Annotated in this window: 14 protein-coding genes; 5 read left to right on the forward strand and 9 right to left on the reverse strand. The window is 43.8% G+C overall.

Annotated elements, in window-relative coordinates:
- Position 1: 1 nt before the first annotated feature.
- Genes B7P33_RS12665 through B7P33_RS12675 form a run of 3 tightly spaced genes read right to left on the reverse strand, consistent with a single transcriptional unit; the run spans position 2 to position 3,098 of the window.
- Complete coding sequence (locus B7P33_RS12665; protein ID WP_097442398.1) at positions 2-1,237, reverse strand: DUF1015 domain-containing protein; 1,236 nt, start codon at positions 1,235-1,237, stop codon at positions 2-4.
- 2 nt (positions 1,238-1,239) lie between these two features.
- Complete coding sequence (locus tag B7P33_RS12670) at positions 1,240-2,136, reverse strand: 3-hydroxybutyryl-CoA dehydrogenase (RefSeq protein WP_245871792.1); 897 nt, start codon at positions 2,134-2,136, stop codon at positions 1,240-1,242.
- Complete coding sequence (locus B7P33_RS12675; RefSeq protein WP_097442958.1) at positions 2,133-3,098, reverse strand: Gfo/Idh/MocA family protein; 966 nt, start codon at positions 3,096-3,098, stop codon at positions 2,133-2,135. The genes B7P33_RS12670 and B7P33_RS12675 overlap by 4 nt, the downstream gene beginning before the upstream one ends.
- A 152-nt stretch (positions 3,099-3,250) precedes the next feature.
- Here B7P33_RS12675 and B7P33_RS12680 point away from each other — a divergent pair, with 152 nt between their 5' ends.
- On the forward strand, positions 3,251-3,892 hold the full coding sequence (locus tag B7P33_RS12680; protein ID WP_097442399.1) for a protein-L-isoaspartate(D-aspartate) O-methyltransferase: 642 nt from the start codon (positions 3,251-3,253) through the stop codon (positions 3,890-3,892).
- Here B7P33_RS12680 and smpB read toward each other — a convergent pair.
- The gene (gene smpB, locus B7P33_RS12685; protein ID WP_097442400.1) at positions 3,889-4,350 is read right to left on the reverse strand and encodes an SsrA-binding protein SmpB; all 462 of its coding nucleotides are present in this window, start codon (positions 4,348-4,350) and stop codon (positions 3,889-3,891) included. The genes B7P33_RS12680 and smpB overlap by 4 nt on opposite strands.
- Positions 4,351-4,468: 118 nt before the next feature.
- On the opposite strand from smpB, the gene B7P33_RS12690 reads away from it, so the two are divergent.
- Positions 4,469-5,233 (forward strand): DUF6503 family protein, encoded by a 765-nt coding sequence (locus B7P33_RS12690; RefSeq protein WP_245871793.1) that lies wholly within the window; start codon positions 4,469-4,471, stop codon positions 5,231-5,233.
- Here B7P33_RS12690 and B7P33_RS12695 read toward each other — a convergent pair.
- Positions 5,230-5,763 (reverse strand): SixA phosphatase family protein, encoded by a 534-nt coding sequence (locus B7P33_RS12695; protein WP_097442402.1) that lies wholly within the window; start codon positions 5,761-5,763, stop codon positions 5,230-5,232. The two genes, B7P33_RS12690 and B7P33_RS12695, sit on opposite strands and share 4 nt — an antisense overlap.
- A gap of 93 nt (positions 5,764-5,856) precedes the next feature.
- On the opposite strand from B7P33_RS12695, the gene B7P33_RS12700 reads away from it, so the two are divergent.
- Positions 5,857-7,335: a PorP/SprF family type IX secretion system membrane protein gene (locus tag B7P33_RS12700; RefSeq protein WP_097442403.1), complete on the forward strand. Its 1,479-nt coding sequence runs from the start codon at positions 5,857-5,859 to the stop codon at positions 7,333-7,335.
- A gap of 250 nt (positions 7,336-7,585) precedes the next feature.
- Here the strand turns inward: B7P33_RS12700 and B7P33_RS12705 are convergent, their stop codons facing one another.
- Both B7P33_RS12705 and clpB read right to left on the reverse strand, forming a co-directional pair.
- The gene (locus B7P33_RS12705) at positions 7,586-8,182 is read right to left on the reverse strand and encodes a TetR/AcrR family transcriptional regulator (RefSeq protein ID WP_097442960.1); all 597 of its coding nucleotides are present in this window, start codon (positions 8,180-8,182) and stop codon (positions 7,586-7,588) included.
- Positions 8,183-8,525: 343 nt separating this feature from the next.
- A complete protein-coding gene (clpB, locus tag B7P33_RS12710) occupies positions 8,526-11,129 on the reverse strand; it encodes an ATP-dependent chaperone ClpB (protein ID WP_097442404.1) in 2,604 nt (867 codons plus the stop codon).
- 147 nt (positions 11,130-11,276) lie between these two features.
- Here clpB and ytxJ point away from each other — a divergent pair, with 147 nt between their 5' ends.
- The gene (ytxJ, locus tag B7P33_RS12715; protein ID WP_097442962.1) at positions 11,277-11,687 is read left to right on the forward strand and encodes a bacillithiol system redox-active protein YtxJ; all 411 of its coding nucleotides are present in this window, start codon (positions 11,277-11,279) and stop codon (positions 11,685-11,687) included.
- Here ytxJ and B7P33_RS12720 read toward each other — a convergent pair.
- Both B7P33_RS12720 and fahA read right to left on the reverse strand, forming a co-directional pair.
- Positions 11,668-12,852: a hypothetical protein gene (locus B7P33_RS12720; RefSeq protein ID WP_097442964.1), complete on the reverse strand. Its 1,185-nt coding sequence runs from the start codon at positions 12,850-12,852 to the stop codon at positions 11,668-11,670. The two genes, ytxJ and B7P33_RS12720, sit on opposite strands and share 20 nt — an antisense overlap.
- A 124-nt stretch (positions 12,853-12,976) precedes the next feature.
- The gene (gene fahA, locus B7P33_RS12725; protein ID WP_097442966.1) at positions 12,977-14,257 is read right to left on the reverse strand and encodes a fumarylacetoacetase; all 1,281 of its coding nucleotides are present in this window, start codon (positions 14,255-14,257) and stop codon (positions 12,977-12,979) included.
- 109 nt (positions 14,258-14,366) lie between these two features.
- Between fahA and glyA the strand changes: the two genes are divergently transcribed.
- Positions 14,367-15,641, forward strand: a complete 1,275-nt coding sequence (glyA, locus tag B7P33_RS12730; RefSeq protein ID WP_097442405.1) for a serine hydroxymethyltransferase — start codon at positions 14,367-14,369, stop codon at positions 15,639-15,641.
- Positions 15,642-15,689 lie beyond the last annotated feature (48 nt).

Below are 15,689 nucleotides of genomic sequence, written 5' to 3' on the forward strand. Positions count from 1 at the left end.
ATTAAAATTCGTAAATGGTGAGGCCGCTTCTCAATTTGGGCTCAATATACGTGCTTTTCGGGGGCATCACCAAATCGTTATCGGCAATACGTTTGAGCTCTTCCATTTGTACGGCCCTTAAATGAAATCCTATGGCATAGCCGCCCTGATCTACTTTTGATTTCATTTGGATGGCCGCATGTGGGCTATAATCGTAATCGATGCGGTCGTCGTTTCTCAGATCTTCGATACCCAGAAGTGGACGCAAAACTTTGTTGTATAAAATATGGGCATCGAGGCTTTCCAAGGGGTCATTGTTATCATAAGCGGTATTTCGCAAAACCAGGGAATAAAAATCCCCGTCGAGATACATACTAAAATGATGCTTCAAGGCCGGAAGGTAGGGCTCGGAACCTCGATTATCGATCATAAAAAGGCTATCCAACTTGAACAATAAGGCTTCTTTGTCCCAGCCGTTCAAATCTTTTACCAGTCGGGAGAAACCACTTATCCGAACTTGCGATTCCGGAATAAGGTAACTCATAAAAAAGTTATAGGGTTCTTCTCCGGTATGCTTCGGGTTTTCGGCTTTTTTACCTTCTGCCAAGAGTAGGGAAGAGGCCGATCGGTGATGGCCGTCTGCAATATACAGATGGGGTATGTCGCCAAACGCAGCTACCAAATCCGAGATGGTTTCGGGATCATTTACTTGCCATAAACGATGTGTAACCCGATCCGGACTGGTAAAAAACAAATCGGGATGCTGCTGGGTAATACCCTTGATCAAAACTGTGACCCGGTCATCGTCTGGGTAGGTCATTAAAACCGGCTCAACATTAAACCCAACATGATCTAGGTAAGAGGCGAAAAGTTGTTCGCGACTGGCAATCGTATTCTCGTGTTTTTTTATCCGATTTTGGGCATAATCGGCCGAATCGGTGGCACAAAAAATACCCGTACACGAAAAGCCCTCCTTTTCTAGGGCATAAACATACAAGGCCGGCTCGGGATCCCGTACCAATATTCCTGCTTCCAAAAACTCCAAATACCGATTACGGACCAAGCCAAAACGTTCGGAACCCGATATTTCTTTATGGTATCTATAACCCGGGTTTACGATATGTAAAAAGGAAAACGGATTGTACCTCAGAATGGCCTCACGTTCTAGATTGGAATAATCTTCATAAGAACGTGAAGCCACAAAAGGTACTTTATCTTTGGCCGGACGTATGGCCGTAAAAGGTTTTATCCGGGCCATGATCAGCTAAATTGAGCGGAAACTTTTTCCGCCTTACGCGATTCGGAATAATCATAAAAACCTTCCCCGGATTTCACCCCAAATTTACCTGCCCTTACCATATTTACCAATAAGGGACATGGGGCATATTTGGGGTTTTTAAATCCATCGTACATGACCTCGAGAATGGAAAGGCAAACATCCAGCCCAATAAAATCGGCCAACTGCAGTGGGCCCATGGGGTGTGCCATACCCAATTTCATTACCGTATCGATTTCGGATACCCCGGCAACACCGTTGTATAAGGTTTCAATGGCCTCATTGATCATGGGCATTAGAATGCGATTGGCTACAAACCCCGGATAATCGTTTACCTCTGTAGGCACTTTACCTAGATCTTTAGACAAGGCCATGGTGGCCTGGGTAACGGCATCGCTGGTATTATAACCGCGGATCACCTCTACCAATTTCATTATAGGCACCGGATTCATAAAATGCATCCCGATTACCTGTTCTGGTCGTTGAGTAACCGCAGCTATCTCGGTTATCGAAATAGACGAGGTATTGGTAGCCAGAATGGCATGGGCCGGGGCATGGGCATCCATTTTTTCGAAAATGCCCAGTTTTATCTTGGCGTTTTCGGTGGCGGCCTCAACTACCAAATCAGCTTTCGATACCGCCTTTTCCAAATCGGTCTGTACGCTGATCCGTGCCAAGGTTTCGGTCTTATCGGTTTCCGAAATCCTTTCTTTGGCGATCATGCGATCTAGATTCCGGGTAATGGTGGCGACACCCTTGTCCAAGGCTTCTTGGGCCAAATCCATGAGTACGACCTCATAGCCACTTTGTGCAAAAACATGGGCAATACCATTACCCATGGTACCGGCCCCGATTACGGTGATATGCTTGAATTCCATCATTTCTTAAAAGATTCTATTATCATTAAAGCGACTTCCAAGGCCTGGGTGCCTTGTTTTAGGGAAACGATAGGGGTGGTGTTCCCGTTAATCGCATCGGCAAAAGTCTCTAGTTCGTCCAATATGGCATTGTTGGCCTCTATATCCGGATTTTCAAAATAAATCTGTTTTTTCTCGCCTTCGGCATTTTGCAGGATCATATCGAAATCCCCAGGTTGTTCTGGGGCATCCTTCATCTTAACCACCTCTACTTTTTTCTCTAGGAAATCGACCGAGATATAGGCGTCTTTTTGAAAGAAACGCGACTTGCGCATATTCTTCAACGAAATCCTACTGGCGGTTAAATTGGCCACGCATCCATTTTCAAATTCAATCCGGGCATTGGCAATATCTGGCGATTTACTGATTACCGATACGCCACTGGCATTGACCTGTTTTACCGGTGAATTCACGATACTTAAGATCACATCGATATCGTGGATCATAAGATCGAGAACAACGGGCACATCGGTCCCCCTAGGGTTAAACTCCGCCAGGCGATGGGTTTCAATAAACATGGGTTCACTGATTTTTTCACGCACCGCCATAAAAGCCGGGTTAAAACGCTCAACGTGCCCTACCTGGCCTATCACCCCATATTTACGCTCAAATCCCAATAAAGCTTTGGCCTCATCTAAGGTATTGGTTATGGGTTTTTCTATAAAAACATGCTTGCCTTTTTCCATGGCCTTTTCGGCACATTCAAAGTGCGATAGGGTTGGGGTTACGATATCTACCACATCTACGGCCTCAATCAGTGTATTGATATTGTCAAAATAGGTATACCCAAACTCATCGGCCACTTTTTTCCCATTAATGGCATCTGGATCATAAAAACCTACCAATTCATATTTTTCGGATTGGTTGAGCAAACGCAAATGGATTTTTCCCAAATGACCGGCCCCTAAAACACCTGCTTTTAGCATAATGATCGAATTTTTCCCAAAAATAGGCATATACCGACTTTTACCCATAAAAAATCCCCAATAAAAGCTGCTGTGGATTAACGAAACCATAGTATTGGAAGGTTCGGGAAAAACCCCTTATTTTAGTGGCCGGATAACCAAAACGGACTACGTTGAAAGACACCCTGAAACATAAAGGCTTACGAAACCAACTCGCCCAATTGTTGGCAGAAAAAGGTATTAAAGACCCTAAAGTATTGGATGCCATACGGGCCATACCCCGCCATTTGTTTTTAGATAGTAGTTTTGAAGACCATGCCTACCAAGACAAAGCATTTCCCATTGGTGCCGAACAGACCATTTCGCAACCCTATACCGTGGCCTACCAATCGGAACTTTTGGAGGTTTCGCCCGGACAAAAAGTATTGGAAATAGGCACCGGAAGTGGCTACCAAACCGCTGTTTTATTGGAAATGGGGGTAAAAGTGTTTACCATAGAAAGGCAATTAGAGCTTTTTAAAAGTACCAAGATCTTCTTTTCAAAAATGGGATACCGCCCCAAGAAATTAATATTTGGTGATGGTTATAAAGGTTTGCCGGAAGAAGCCCCCTTCGATGGTATTATCGTTACCGCTGGGGCCCCATACGTACCCAAACCTTTATTGTCCCAATTGAAAATAGGGGGTAGGTTGGTCATACCGGTTGGCGAAAAGGAACAGACCATGATGCTATTTATCCGTAAATCGGCTACGGAATTCGAGAAAAAGGAATTGGGCAGTTTTAGGTTCGTACCTATGTTGGAAGACAAGAACTAATTATTAAAGCTCTTTTTGATCCGATCCAAGTTCCGTTTGTTATCGCGGTCTTTAATGGTCTCCCGTTTGTCATAAAGTTTTTTACCCTTGGCCAAGGCAATTTCCATTTTGGCCAAACCACGATTGTTTACAAATACCCGAAGCGGTACAATGGTATAGCCGGAAACCTTAACTTGTCTATGCCATTTTTTCAACTCCCTGCGGTTTAACAATAACTTACGCTCGGCCCGAGGCCTATGGTTGTAATACGAACCATGGCTGTATTCGTCTATATGCATATTTACCACGAACAATTCCCCCTTGGTATTGAACTCACAAAAGCTTTCGGCAATGGAGGCCTTTCCCAAACGTATCGATTTTATCTCCGTTCCCGATAATACGATTCCGGCCGTGTAGGTATCCAATAACTCATATTCGAACCGGGCCCGCTTGTTTTTTATGTTGACGGTATTCTGCATACCGGCAAAAATAGCAACTTCCCTGTTAATGTTATATTAATCCCATACCCGTATTCAGGCAATTTGTAATGTTCTTGCCTACATTCGTACCAATATGCAAAAGACTTATTAGTTCCCCATGAGTATGCTATTACGTTATTCAGTTGTTTTATTATTTGTTTTGGCCTTTACTTCCTGTAAAGAAAAACCCAATGCACCCAATGCCCAAGAAATTGTAGACAAAGCCATTAAAGCCTGTGGTGGCGATGGGTATACGTCCAACCGCTTCGATTTCGAATTCAGAGACCGCCAATATGGTTTAAGTCGCGATACACACGGTAGGAAGATCATGACCCGAAGCTGGAAAGAAAATGACAGTACTTTGGTCTTGGATAGTCTGTACCGTTCAAAAATGAACCGGCATATAAACGGCAAACCGGAAGTCTTGGCCGACAGTATGGCTTTCAAATATGCCAATTCCATAAATTCGGTACATTATTTCGCCTATTTGCCTTATGGTCTAAACGATGCGGCCGTACATAAATCCTATTTGGGATCCAGTCAGATAAAAGGAAAAGAGTATCACAAGATTAAAATCACCTTCAGTCCCGAAAATGGCGGAAAAGATTTTGAGGACACCTTTGTGTATTGGATAAACCAAGAAAGCTATTATGTAGATTACCTGGCGTACGATTATATAACCGACGGAGGTGGGGTACGGTTTCGAGTTGCCTACAACGAAAGAATGGTCAATGGGGTTCGTTTTGTAGATTATGAAAACTACAAACCCAAAGATAAAGCCACTGCCAAAGTAGCCACCATGGACTCGCTATACCTGAACCAAGGTTTGGAACTACTATCTAAAATAGCATTGGAAAAAGTTACGGTATCTCCGCTACCTTAAGGAAGATCTACCCGCAGACGAATATCGGTAACCGTATCACCATTTACGCTAACGATAAACAAGGTACTATTATCCAAGTCGTCGATATCGCCATATTTGGCCTCACCTAAAAACTTGTTCACCAATTCGGGCGTGGTATTACTGTGCCCAACGATCAAAACATGTTTACCATAATGTTGGGCCTTGAGCGTTGCTAAATCCAAAGATCCGGGTTCATAGATATTTTCGGTCAACCCTTTTTTCACCACAGTTGGAGCGGCTGTCATACGGGTACGCTCATAATCGGTAGTATACACAGCATCTAGTTCGACCGCTTCGAAAACCTCTGCCCAACGTACCGAACGCCCTAAGCCATCTTGATTCAATTCAGGATCCGGATTATCGGGATTGGAACGATCTTTTTCTGCATGCCTAATCAGGTAAAAGGTTGTAGTTTCTTGAGATACCACCTCTTGGGGCACGGGTTTTGGATCTTCTTTACAGGAAACCAAAAAAACAAATAGAAAAAGAATAGGTAAAAAACGTCTCATAGTATAATACTTCCGTATATAAACGAAAAAAAAGTTCCTTTACGTATATAGGCTAAGGAATAATAAATATTTTAGCGAACAGAACACTTCTTTATGCAGACCAAAATAACCTCCATCTTATTCATTTTCACAACCTTATTCACCTATAGCCAAGAGCTACCTTTGCCTTGGGACCTACGCCAGCACAACCTCTCCGTCGTCAACCCATATTTATGGAATCCGGCGATGGGATTACAGCAGCAAAAAGAACACCGACTAAGCAATTGGACCCGTTGGCAATGGCAAGAAGTAGACGGCGACCCGACCACCATCTTTGCCAATTACAGCTATCGCTTTTCGCAAAACGATGTGGCAGGTGCCGGATATTTTCAGAACAACACCCCAATATTTCAGCATAAAGGCGGGGTTTTTAATTATGCTCATCGCTTTGTTACCGACCAAGATCTTTCCTTATCGGTCGGAATGAACATCTTTGCTTTCAACAGACAATCTTTACAAAGCCCCATTCTACCTCCGGATATCGATTTACCAGGACTGAGCCAAACCGATGAATTCGTTGTCCATTTAGCCCCTGGGATTTACTTCCAGGCCAAAAACTGGGGTATAGGCCTAGCCTCGGAAAATTTATTGGAGTTTGTTTCCGGGGGTGACGATAAGAGTGAACACGATGTATCTTATTTTGGTTCGGTAGATTACACCCTTCCCTTGACCCTTTTTGGCACCCAAGAGAGCACCTATCTACAACCTAGGGCTTATATTAAAACTTTACCAGGTTATGATGCCCAACTAGGCTTGGTCGCCTTGTTGAACACTTCCAAGTTTTGGGCCCAAGGTGGTTTCAATAACTATTACGGTATCTCGGGTGGAGCTGGAATCCATTTGTTCGAGACCATTTCAATTGGGGCTCTAATCGAAAGTGGTACGGACGCCCCAGCCGATTCGGAAGATCCTTCCTTTGAATTATACGCAGCCATACAGTTGGGTAAAAAACATCAAAAACCTAGCCCCGAATTGGAAGAAGAGGTTATCTTGAATCCGGAAATAAAAGAAGATGAAAAAGTCGTTGCGACCAAAGTAGAGACTCCGAAGCCTGAAACCATAGAAGAAGAGACCAAACCGGAAAACGTAGTGGTTAAAACCGAGCCCAAAAACAATCCTCAATTAAAATTGGAGCAGGTAACGCCCCAACCTAAACCCAAAACCCAACCTAAACCACAGCCTAAACCAACCGTTGTCGAGAAGCCCGTAGTGGAAACCGCAGTGGCCACAACCATACAGGATTTGGATAAGAAACCAAAGAACATACATTTTGAGGAAGCTAAAATCGCAGGGGAGAAGCCCGGTTATTATATAATAGCCAATGTATTCGGCACCCAAAAATACCTGAAGTTGTTTAAAGAGGATATGCGTAAAAAAGGTTTCGATGCCCAAAGTTTTTATAGACCGGCACGAAAGCTTAATTATGTCTACCTAGAATATCATACCAGTTTGGAAGCCGCCGAAAAAGCCGTGCGAAGCAAACTGAACGGCAAATACAGTCAAAAACTTTGGATCTATAGGATTAACCCATAAGTAGAGAACAAAATACAAACCATAAAAAAAGCCTAGGAAAATGAACACCTAGGCTTTTTTAGTTAATTATGCGAATCAAGGGTTAATGTAATCTATTGAAAATCAGATGCAGTTTCTCAGTGTAACCCTGCGTATTCTAGGCGTGCCTCAGTGTAACTTGAGCCTTATTTGTTGTTCCACGGAATAACACAGAGGACCACAGAGAGTTCCACTTTTGATTCACGTTAAGTAATATATATGATACCCTAAACTATTTCTTAATCTCTTTGGCCACCAATTGATCTAAATAGGCCATAGTATTGGTCAGGTATTTACGATCGCCAGTTACCGTGGTCATGGTTACCCCACCTTGAATCATGGTAAAAAACTGTTTCGCGAATTGAAGCGGGGGTACAGGCAGGTGTAATTCCCCATTTTTCACGCCCTTATCCAATACCGATGCGATACGCTGCTCTACTTTTTTGACCAAGTTAGTACAGGCTTTTTGAAGTTTTTCATTATTGCCATTGGCATCCACTCCTATATTCACGATAGGGCAACCGCCCCAAGGGGCCGATGTTTCGTGATAATGGCTATAAAAATCCGTTATGGCCGAGAGTTTTTGGGTTACCGAACCCGGAAAATCCAATTTGTTATCCAATGCCTCGAGTAATAATTGTGCGTTATAATTAAAAGCGGCCATGGCCAAAGCTTCCTTATTGGCGAAATTACCGTATAAGGCTCCTTTGGTGAGATTGGTCGCCTTGGTAAGGTCACTTAGGCTGGTACCCAAATACCCATGTTTGTTAAAAATAGGGGCAATGGTCTTGGTAATATAGGCAGTAGTTCTAGCGGCTTTTCCAGGCATAATGGTCGTATTCTCGGTAAACAATTCCCTTCAACAGACAGGCCAAAACCCAGTCCTTTAAGGGCTTCTTACGAAAATAGGAAAAAAATATACTAGTTGGTTTAAGAGACTGTTTTAAAACATGTCAATCGTTTTATTATGCCCCTTTTTGCGCCCTATTTCGTTAAAATTTTGAACCGTAGCTATGCTATGCTTAAAAATTTTATCTCTTATGGCATCCCTGCCTGCCGGCAGGCGGGAAAAATGATCTATAATGATAACCAACCACATATTTCAATACAGTCTCTAAGAAACGGAAAAAGCGTCCCGAAAGACGCCTTTTCCAATTTATTTATTAAAGGTTTTATTCCTCCAACACCAATTGTTGGTTTCTAAAAACCAGTTCGTCATCGAAGCAATCGATCAAAACCATACCATCTGTTTTAATAGTACCCGCCAAAATTTCTTTGGACAAGGTATTCAGCACCTCTTTTTGGATTACCCTTTTTATGGGGCGGGCACCGAACTCGGGCACAAAGCCTTTTTTAGCCAAATAGCTTATGGCTTCTGGCGTAGCATCGATGGTTATCTGTTGTTGGGCCAATAACCTTTTAACCCCTTGTAACTGCAACGCTACAATTTCGGCAATATGCTCTTGGTTCAATGGGGTAAACATAATTACATCGTCAATTCGGTTCAAGAATTCGGGCCGTACTGACTTTTTCAACAACCGCAAAACTTCTGTTCGGGCCGCTTCGGTGGCCGTATCCATATCGGGAATGGCCTCAAATTTTTCTTGAATGATATGACTCCCGATATTACTGGTCATAATGATAATGGTATTCTTAAAATCGGCCACTCGCCCTTTGTTATCGGTAAGCCTGCCTTCGTCCAAGACCTGCAATAGTATATTGAAAGTATCAGGGTGTGCCTTTTCAATCTCATCCAGCAACACTACCGAATAGGGCTTTCTTCGTACGGCCTCGGTCAATTGCCCCCCTTCGTCATAACCCACGTAACCCGGAGGGGCACCTACCAAACGGCTTACCGCATGGCGTTCTTGGTACTCACTCATATCGATCCGGGTCAAGGCCGATTCGTCGTCGAAAAGGTACTCGGCCAAGGTTTTGGCCAATTCGGTCTTACCTACACCTGTCGTACCCAAAAACAAGAAGGAACCTATGGGGCGTTTGCTATCCTGCAAACCGGCCCTACTGCGCCTAATGGCATCGGAGACCGCTTCGATGGCCTCGTCTTGCCCCACCACTCTTTTGTGGAGCACGCCTTCTAAGGCCAATAATTTTTCGCGTTCGCCCTGCATCATTTTGGTTACCGGAATTCCGGTCCATTTGGCGACCACTTCGGCGATATCTTCATAATCAACCTCTTCCTTGATTAGGGTATCGCCCTCTTGTTGGGCCTCCAATTCTTTTTGTAGTTGGTTCAAGCGTTCATGGGCCACCTCAATCTTTCCGTAACGTAATTCGGCCACCTTACCGTAATCACCATTACGTTCGGCCCTTTCCGATTCTTGTTTGTATTCCTCAATTTCCTGCTTGGTGCGCTGAATTTCGTCAACTACATTCTTCTCGGCTTCCCATTGGGCAAAGATTCCGGTTCTTTCTTCTTTGATATTGGCCAGCTCGGCATGTAAAGACTTTAATTTGTCTTTGTCGTTTTCCCTTTTAATGGCCTCGATCTCAATTTCTAATTGCATGATCTTACGATCCAATACATCGAGCTCCTCGGGTTTGGAATTGATCTCCATCCGTAATTTAGATGCGGCTTCATCCATAAGATCGATAGCCTTGTCGGGTAAAAAACGGTTGGTAATATACCGTTCGGACAAGGTTACGGCCCCAATTACGGCCTCGTCTTTAATACGTACCTTATGATGGGCTTCGTATTTTTCCTTGATTCCTCGAAGAATGGAAATGGCACTTTCGGTATCGGGCTCTTCGACCACCACCTTCTGGAAACGGCGTTCTAGGGCCTTGTCTTTTTCAAAGTACTTTTGATACTCATCTAGGGTAGTAGCCCCAATGGCACGCAGTTCGCCCCGGGCCAAAGCAGGTTTCAGGATATTAGCGGCATCCATAGCCCCTTGTCCACCACCGGCTCCAACTAAGGTGTGGATCTCATCAATAAACAAGACAATATCGCCCTCGGCACCAGTAACTTCTTTAATAACCGATTTTAAACGCTCTTCGAACTCCCCTTTATATTTCGCCCCCGCAATCAAAGCACCCATATCTAAGGAATAGACCGTTTTATCTTTTAGATTTTCGGGCACATCGCCCTGAACTACCCTGTGGGCCAAACCTTCGGCAATGGCGGTTTTACCCACACCGGGTTCACCCACCAACATAGGGTTATTCTTCGTACGGCGCGAAAGTATTTGCAACACCCTTCGGATTTCTTCATCGCGCCCGATAACAGGATCTAACTTACCATTATCGGCCAACTGATTCAGGTTTTTAGCGTATTTGGATAACGCATTATAGGTATCCTCGGCATTCTGCGAAGTAACCTTGTCGCCCTTACGCAATTCGGCTATTGCCGCCTCAAGCCCCTTTTTATTGACCCCTTGATCCTTTAACATTTGTGCGATTTGGCTCTTGCTTTCGAAAATGGCCAATACCAAATGTTCGATTGAAACAAATTCGTCCTGCATTTTTTGGGCCACGATGGCCGCCTGGTTCAAGGTTTTTCCTGCTTCACGGGAAAGCCCCATCTCACCACCTTCAACCTTGGGAAAGGCATCGATCTCCTTCTCCAACATCTGGGTAACCAATGCGGTATTGACCCCTAACTTTTTAAAGAGAAACGGGGTCACGTTATCGTCTACCTCAAAAATGGCCTTCATGAGGTGTTCGTTCTCTAATATCTGATGCCCTTTGGCCTGAACTAACTGCTGGGCCATTTGGAGCACCTCCTGTGATTTTATTGTAAATTTATCGCTGTTCATAGTTGCATTTTTTGATTCGATGAAGGAAGGACAAACAACATACCAACACCCGCTTCGTGACAAAATGCCAGTGAATCTGCTGATTTATAAGCCATTTTGGCATTTTGTAAGCAAAAAGTATTTACATACGACCAAAAACAGAAAAAAATGGGATTTTTCAATTCACTCTTTGGATCTACATCCGGAAGCCAAACACCTAACAAGAATAATATCAACTGGATTCCTTTGGTGCAGGCCGATCAACTCACTGAATTGATCAATAGATCTTCTGAAAAACCCCAGTTGATTTTTAAGCATTCGACCAGTTGTGGAATCAGTTCCATGGTCATTCGTATGTTCGAATCGAATTACCCCTTCACTGCCGACCAGGCAGACGCCTACTATTTAGATCTGCTTAGCTATAGAAGCATTAGCAATCTAGTAGCCGATACCTTTGGCGTTCGCCATCAAAGCCCACAACTACTGGTTATTACCAACGGAAAAGTGGTAGCCCATGATTCACATGGTGCCATTACGGATTTGGACCTATCGCAATGGATTAAAACCGATGCCGTTTAATAATCGATTTTAAGCGCTGTTTAATGTCCTCTCCAGAATCGTAGACCATTTGTTCGTTAGAAGGAAACGGGATTTCGCGAGCTCGGGTCAGATCGAAAAGCTCGGTTTCCAAAGCTTTGGTATTGCCCTCGTAAGTGGCATAGGCATGCTCAAATACAAAGCCCGAGTCTACCGGATAAGAGCGGATTACTTGATCGGTATTCAAATCGCGATAATATACCTTGGCCGCAACATGGGCTTCCTTAAACTGGGTAAATTGATACAGGGTACAGTTTACCTTACGTAGCACCGGAATACGGATCTTATTACCCAAACTATCTTTTTGGATGTTCCCCCTTGTATCGCGGGCATAGGTATACCCATCTTCGATTTCCTTTTCACGAACAATCTCTTTTTCACGTACCCGTTCCGGACTAATGGAAATATTCTCGAAGCGGATATCCATTTGGTAATCGTATTGCTGACCTTTCCGATATTGGGCATCGTAACGTGTCCAGAAATTATCGAGACCATAGGTATCAAAGTTCAAAAGATCTTCTTCTAAACGTTTGGGAATAATCTGTTCGGTATCGTTTAGCAAGCGTACTTGCACATAATCGATTCCTTTTTGATGGGCCTCATTCATTAAAATCAAAGCCTGATCACGCCCGGGATCTATATCGTTCATATATTTAAGATCATCATAGGCCATGCGATAATCTTCCTTGGTATGGGCCTTTTTCATTTTCTCTTGGGCGGTTGCATAGAGGTGATCGGACAACTGATTTCTCGAATCGATCAAACGGTCGTCATAATCTTCAAAGGTAAAGGTGGCAAAACGCCCTTCTTCGTTAATACGCAAAGGCAATAAGGGCCGAATACGGTCTTGAATCCCTTTTAAATCTTGATAGGAAGTATAGATTTTTTCATAATCGGCGGCATTCCCCCCTTTTTCTATAAAAGCGATATGATCGAGCTCTCTTTGGGTGTATTTCTCAAAAGCCTCCTCAAGCAAAACCACATAAGGTTGATTGCCTTTTTTGGACTTATTTTCGGCCAGGTTTTTTAGAGACCTATCTATGGCTTTACGGTAGTTACCCGTGTTCAGGGCTTCCTGGGTTTTCTTCACCCCACTGCATCCTACCAAAATCACTACACAAAAAATAGGGAGTAAAAATCTATTCATAACACTAAATCTATAATTCAAAAAAGGCATTTTCAAGAGTCGTGCCAAAAGCACGTATCCTAAAAACGCCTTTACTTTATAAATCTTATTTTAAAAATGGCATATTTGGAAATACCTCGCCTTCTTAATGCTCGAAGGGAGGTAAAAGTTTGGTACGCACCTCGCCAAAGCCGATCCGTACACTATCATTTTTACAGTATCCCGTCAGTATAACGGTATCATGATCATTTATAAACTTACGGGTCTCGCCATTGGCCAAGGTCAATGGGTTTTCGCCCCGCCAAGTAAGTTCGAGCATAGAGCCATAAGAATCTTTGGTGGGCCCTGAAATAGTTCCGCTACCCATCATATCGCCACTATTCACCTTACAGCCATTTACGGTATGGTGCGCCAATTGTTGGGCCATACTCCAATACATATATTTAAAATTGCTCTTGGCCACAGTAGTCGCATCACTGTTTTCCGGAGCAATGGCCACCTCTAGGTTAATATCGAAAGACTTTTGTCCTTCTTGCGCTAAATAGGGCAGGGGGGCAGGGTCTTGCACGGGTCCCTCAACACGGAAAGGCTCCAAAGCATCCATGGTAACGATCCACGCACTAATAGAGGAAGCAAAATTCTTGGCCAAAAACGGACCTAAAGGTACATACTCCCATTTTTGGATATCTCGGGCACTCCAATCGTTAAACAAGACCAAACCAAAGATATAATCCTCGGCATCGGCCACAGAAATAGGCTCGCCCAATAGATTGGCATCGGTGGTGATAAAGGCCATTTCCAATTCAAAATCGACCAACTTCGAGGGACCAAAAACAGGTTTATCGGCACCAGCTGGCATGGTTTGGCCCATAGGTCTATGTACCGGAACATTTGAAGTTACAATTGAGGAGCTACGCCCATGATAGGCCACGGGCAAATGTTTCCAATTAGGCATAAGGGCATTTTCCGGATCTCGGAACATGGTGCCCACATTGGTGGCATGTTCCTTACTGGAATAGAAATCGGTATAATCGCCAATTTGCACCGGCAGCTGCATTTCAATCTCATCGAGGGTGAAGAGCACGATACTTCTATGCTCGTCGTTATCGCGTAATTTGGCATTGTTTTCTTCAAAAATCTCGCTGATTCTATTGCGCACCAAACGCCAAGTTTTCTTTCCGTCGGAAATAAAATCGTTCAGGGTATCTTGCAGAAAGATATCATCGGTCAACGGAATGCCTTCAAAGTACCCCAACTGGTGCAAGGCCCCAAGATCTATGGCATAATCGCCGATACGGGTACCGATAGTAACGATATCGTCTCGGGTCAAAAACACCCCAAAGGGAATGTTCTGGATCGGAAAGTCGGAATCGGCAGGTACTTTAAGCCAGGTCTTACGTAAAGGATCATTTGTTTTTACAGGCATAATACTTCTGTTAATATTCGTGATAAAACTGTTCAAATATAATTGATTTTCGAGCATCAAAATACGGGCTGATTCGTATTTTTGACACTTTTATTGAGTGATTCAAACTATGGCAACAAGAGATAATGCGATCTTCGATTTGATCGGAGCGGAAAAAGAAAGACAACTTAAGGGATTGGAGCTCATAGCTTCAGAGAACTTTACAAGCCCCCAAGTTATGGAGGCTTCGGGTTCAGTATTGACCAACAAATACGCCGAGGGGTACCCGGGTAAACGGTATTACGGTGGCTGTGAGGTGGTAGACCAAATAGAACAATTGGCCATTGACCGAGCCAAGGAACTCTTCGGGGCCGCCTATGCCAATGTACAACCCCATTCGGGTTCACAAGCGAATGCCTCGGTATACCATGCCTTTTTAAAACCTGGCGATAAGATTCTTGGTTTCGACCTTAGCCATGGTGGGCATTTGACCCATGGATCTCCGGTTAATTTTTCCGGTAGGTTATATAACCCCGTATTTTATGGGGTTGACCAAGAAACCGGTATGCTCGATTATGATAAAATTCAAGAAATTGCCGAACAGGAAAAGCCTCAAATGATCATTGCCGGGGCTTCTGCCTATTCACGCGATATAGACTTTGCCCGTTTCCGTGAGATAGCCGATAGCGTAAATGCCATTTTATTGGCCGATATTTCGCATCCGGCCGGATTAATTGCCAAAGGTATTTTAAACGATCCCATTCCGCACTGCCATGTAGTGACTACCACGACCCATAAAACCTTAAGAGGACCTAGGGGTGGATTGATTATGATGGGGGAAGATTTCGAAAACACCTTGGGGGTGCGGTTGAAAAACGGAAATCTGAGAAAAATGTCCGGTTTGGTAGATTTGGCCGTTTTCCCAGGTAATCAAGGAGGACCCTTGGAGCATATTATCGCTGCCAAAGCCGTAGCCTTTGGTGAGGCCTTGACCGACGATTACCTACACTATATGATTCAAGTGAAGAAAAACGCCGCTGCCATGGCCAAAGCCTTCGTTGACCGCGATTACCAAGTAATTTCTGGCGGTACCGACAACCATATGATGCTGATCGATCTACGCAATAAAAACATTACCGGTAAGGAGGCCGAGGCAGCCCTAGTGGCCGCCGATATTACTGCCAATAAAAATATGGTACCCTTTGACGATAAATCGCCATTCGTAACATCGGGTATTCGATTTGGTACAGCGGCCATTACCACTAGAGGTTTGGTAGAAAAAGATATGGAAACGGTGGTAGATTTAATTGACAAAGTAATCGTTGCACCTGAAAACGAAAACGGCATTGCCGAAGTTCGTACACAAGTAAACCAAATGATGGAAGGCCTACCGCTTTACAAATAATACAGGTTTACCTAAAAACTAAAAAACCCCGCCAAAAGCGGGGTTTTT

It is taken from the genome of Sediminicola luteus (genome assembly GCF_002514735.1).
GTDB lineage: Bacteria > Bacteroidota > Bacteroidia > Flavobacteriales > Flavobacteriaceae > HQA918.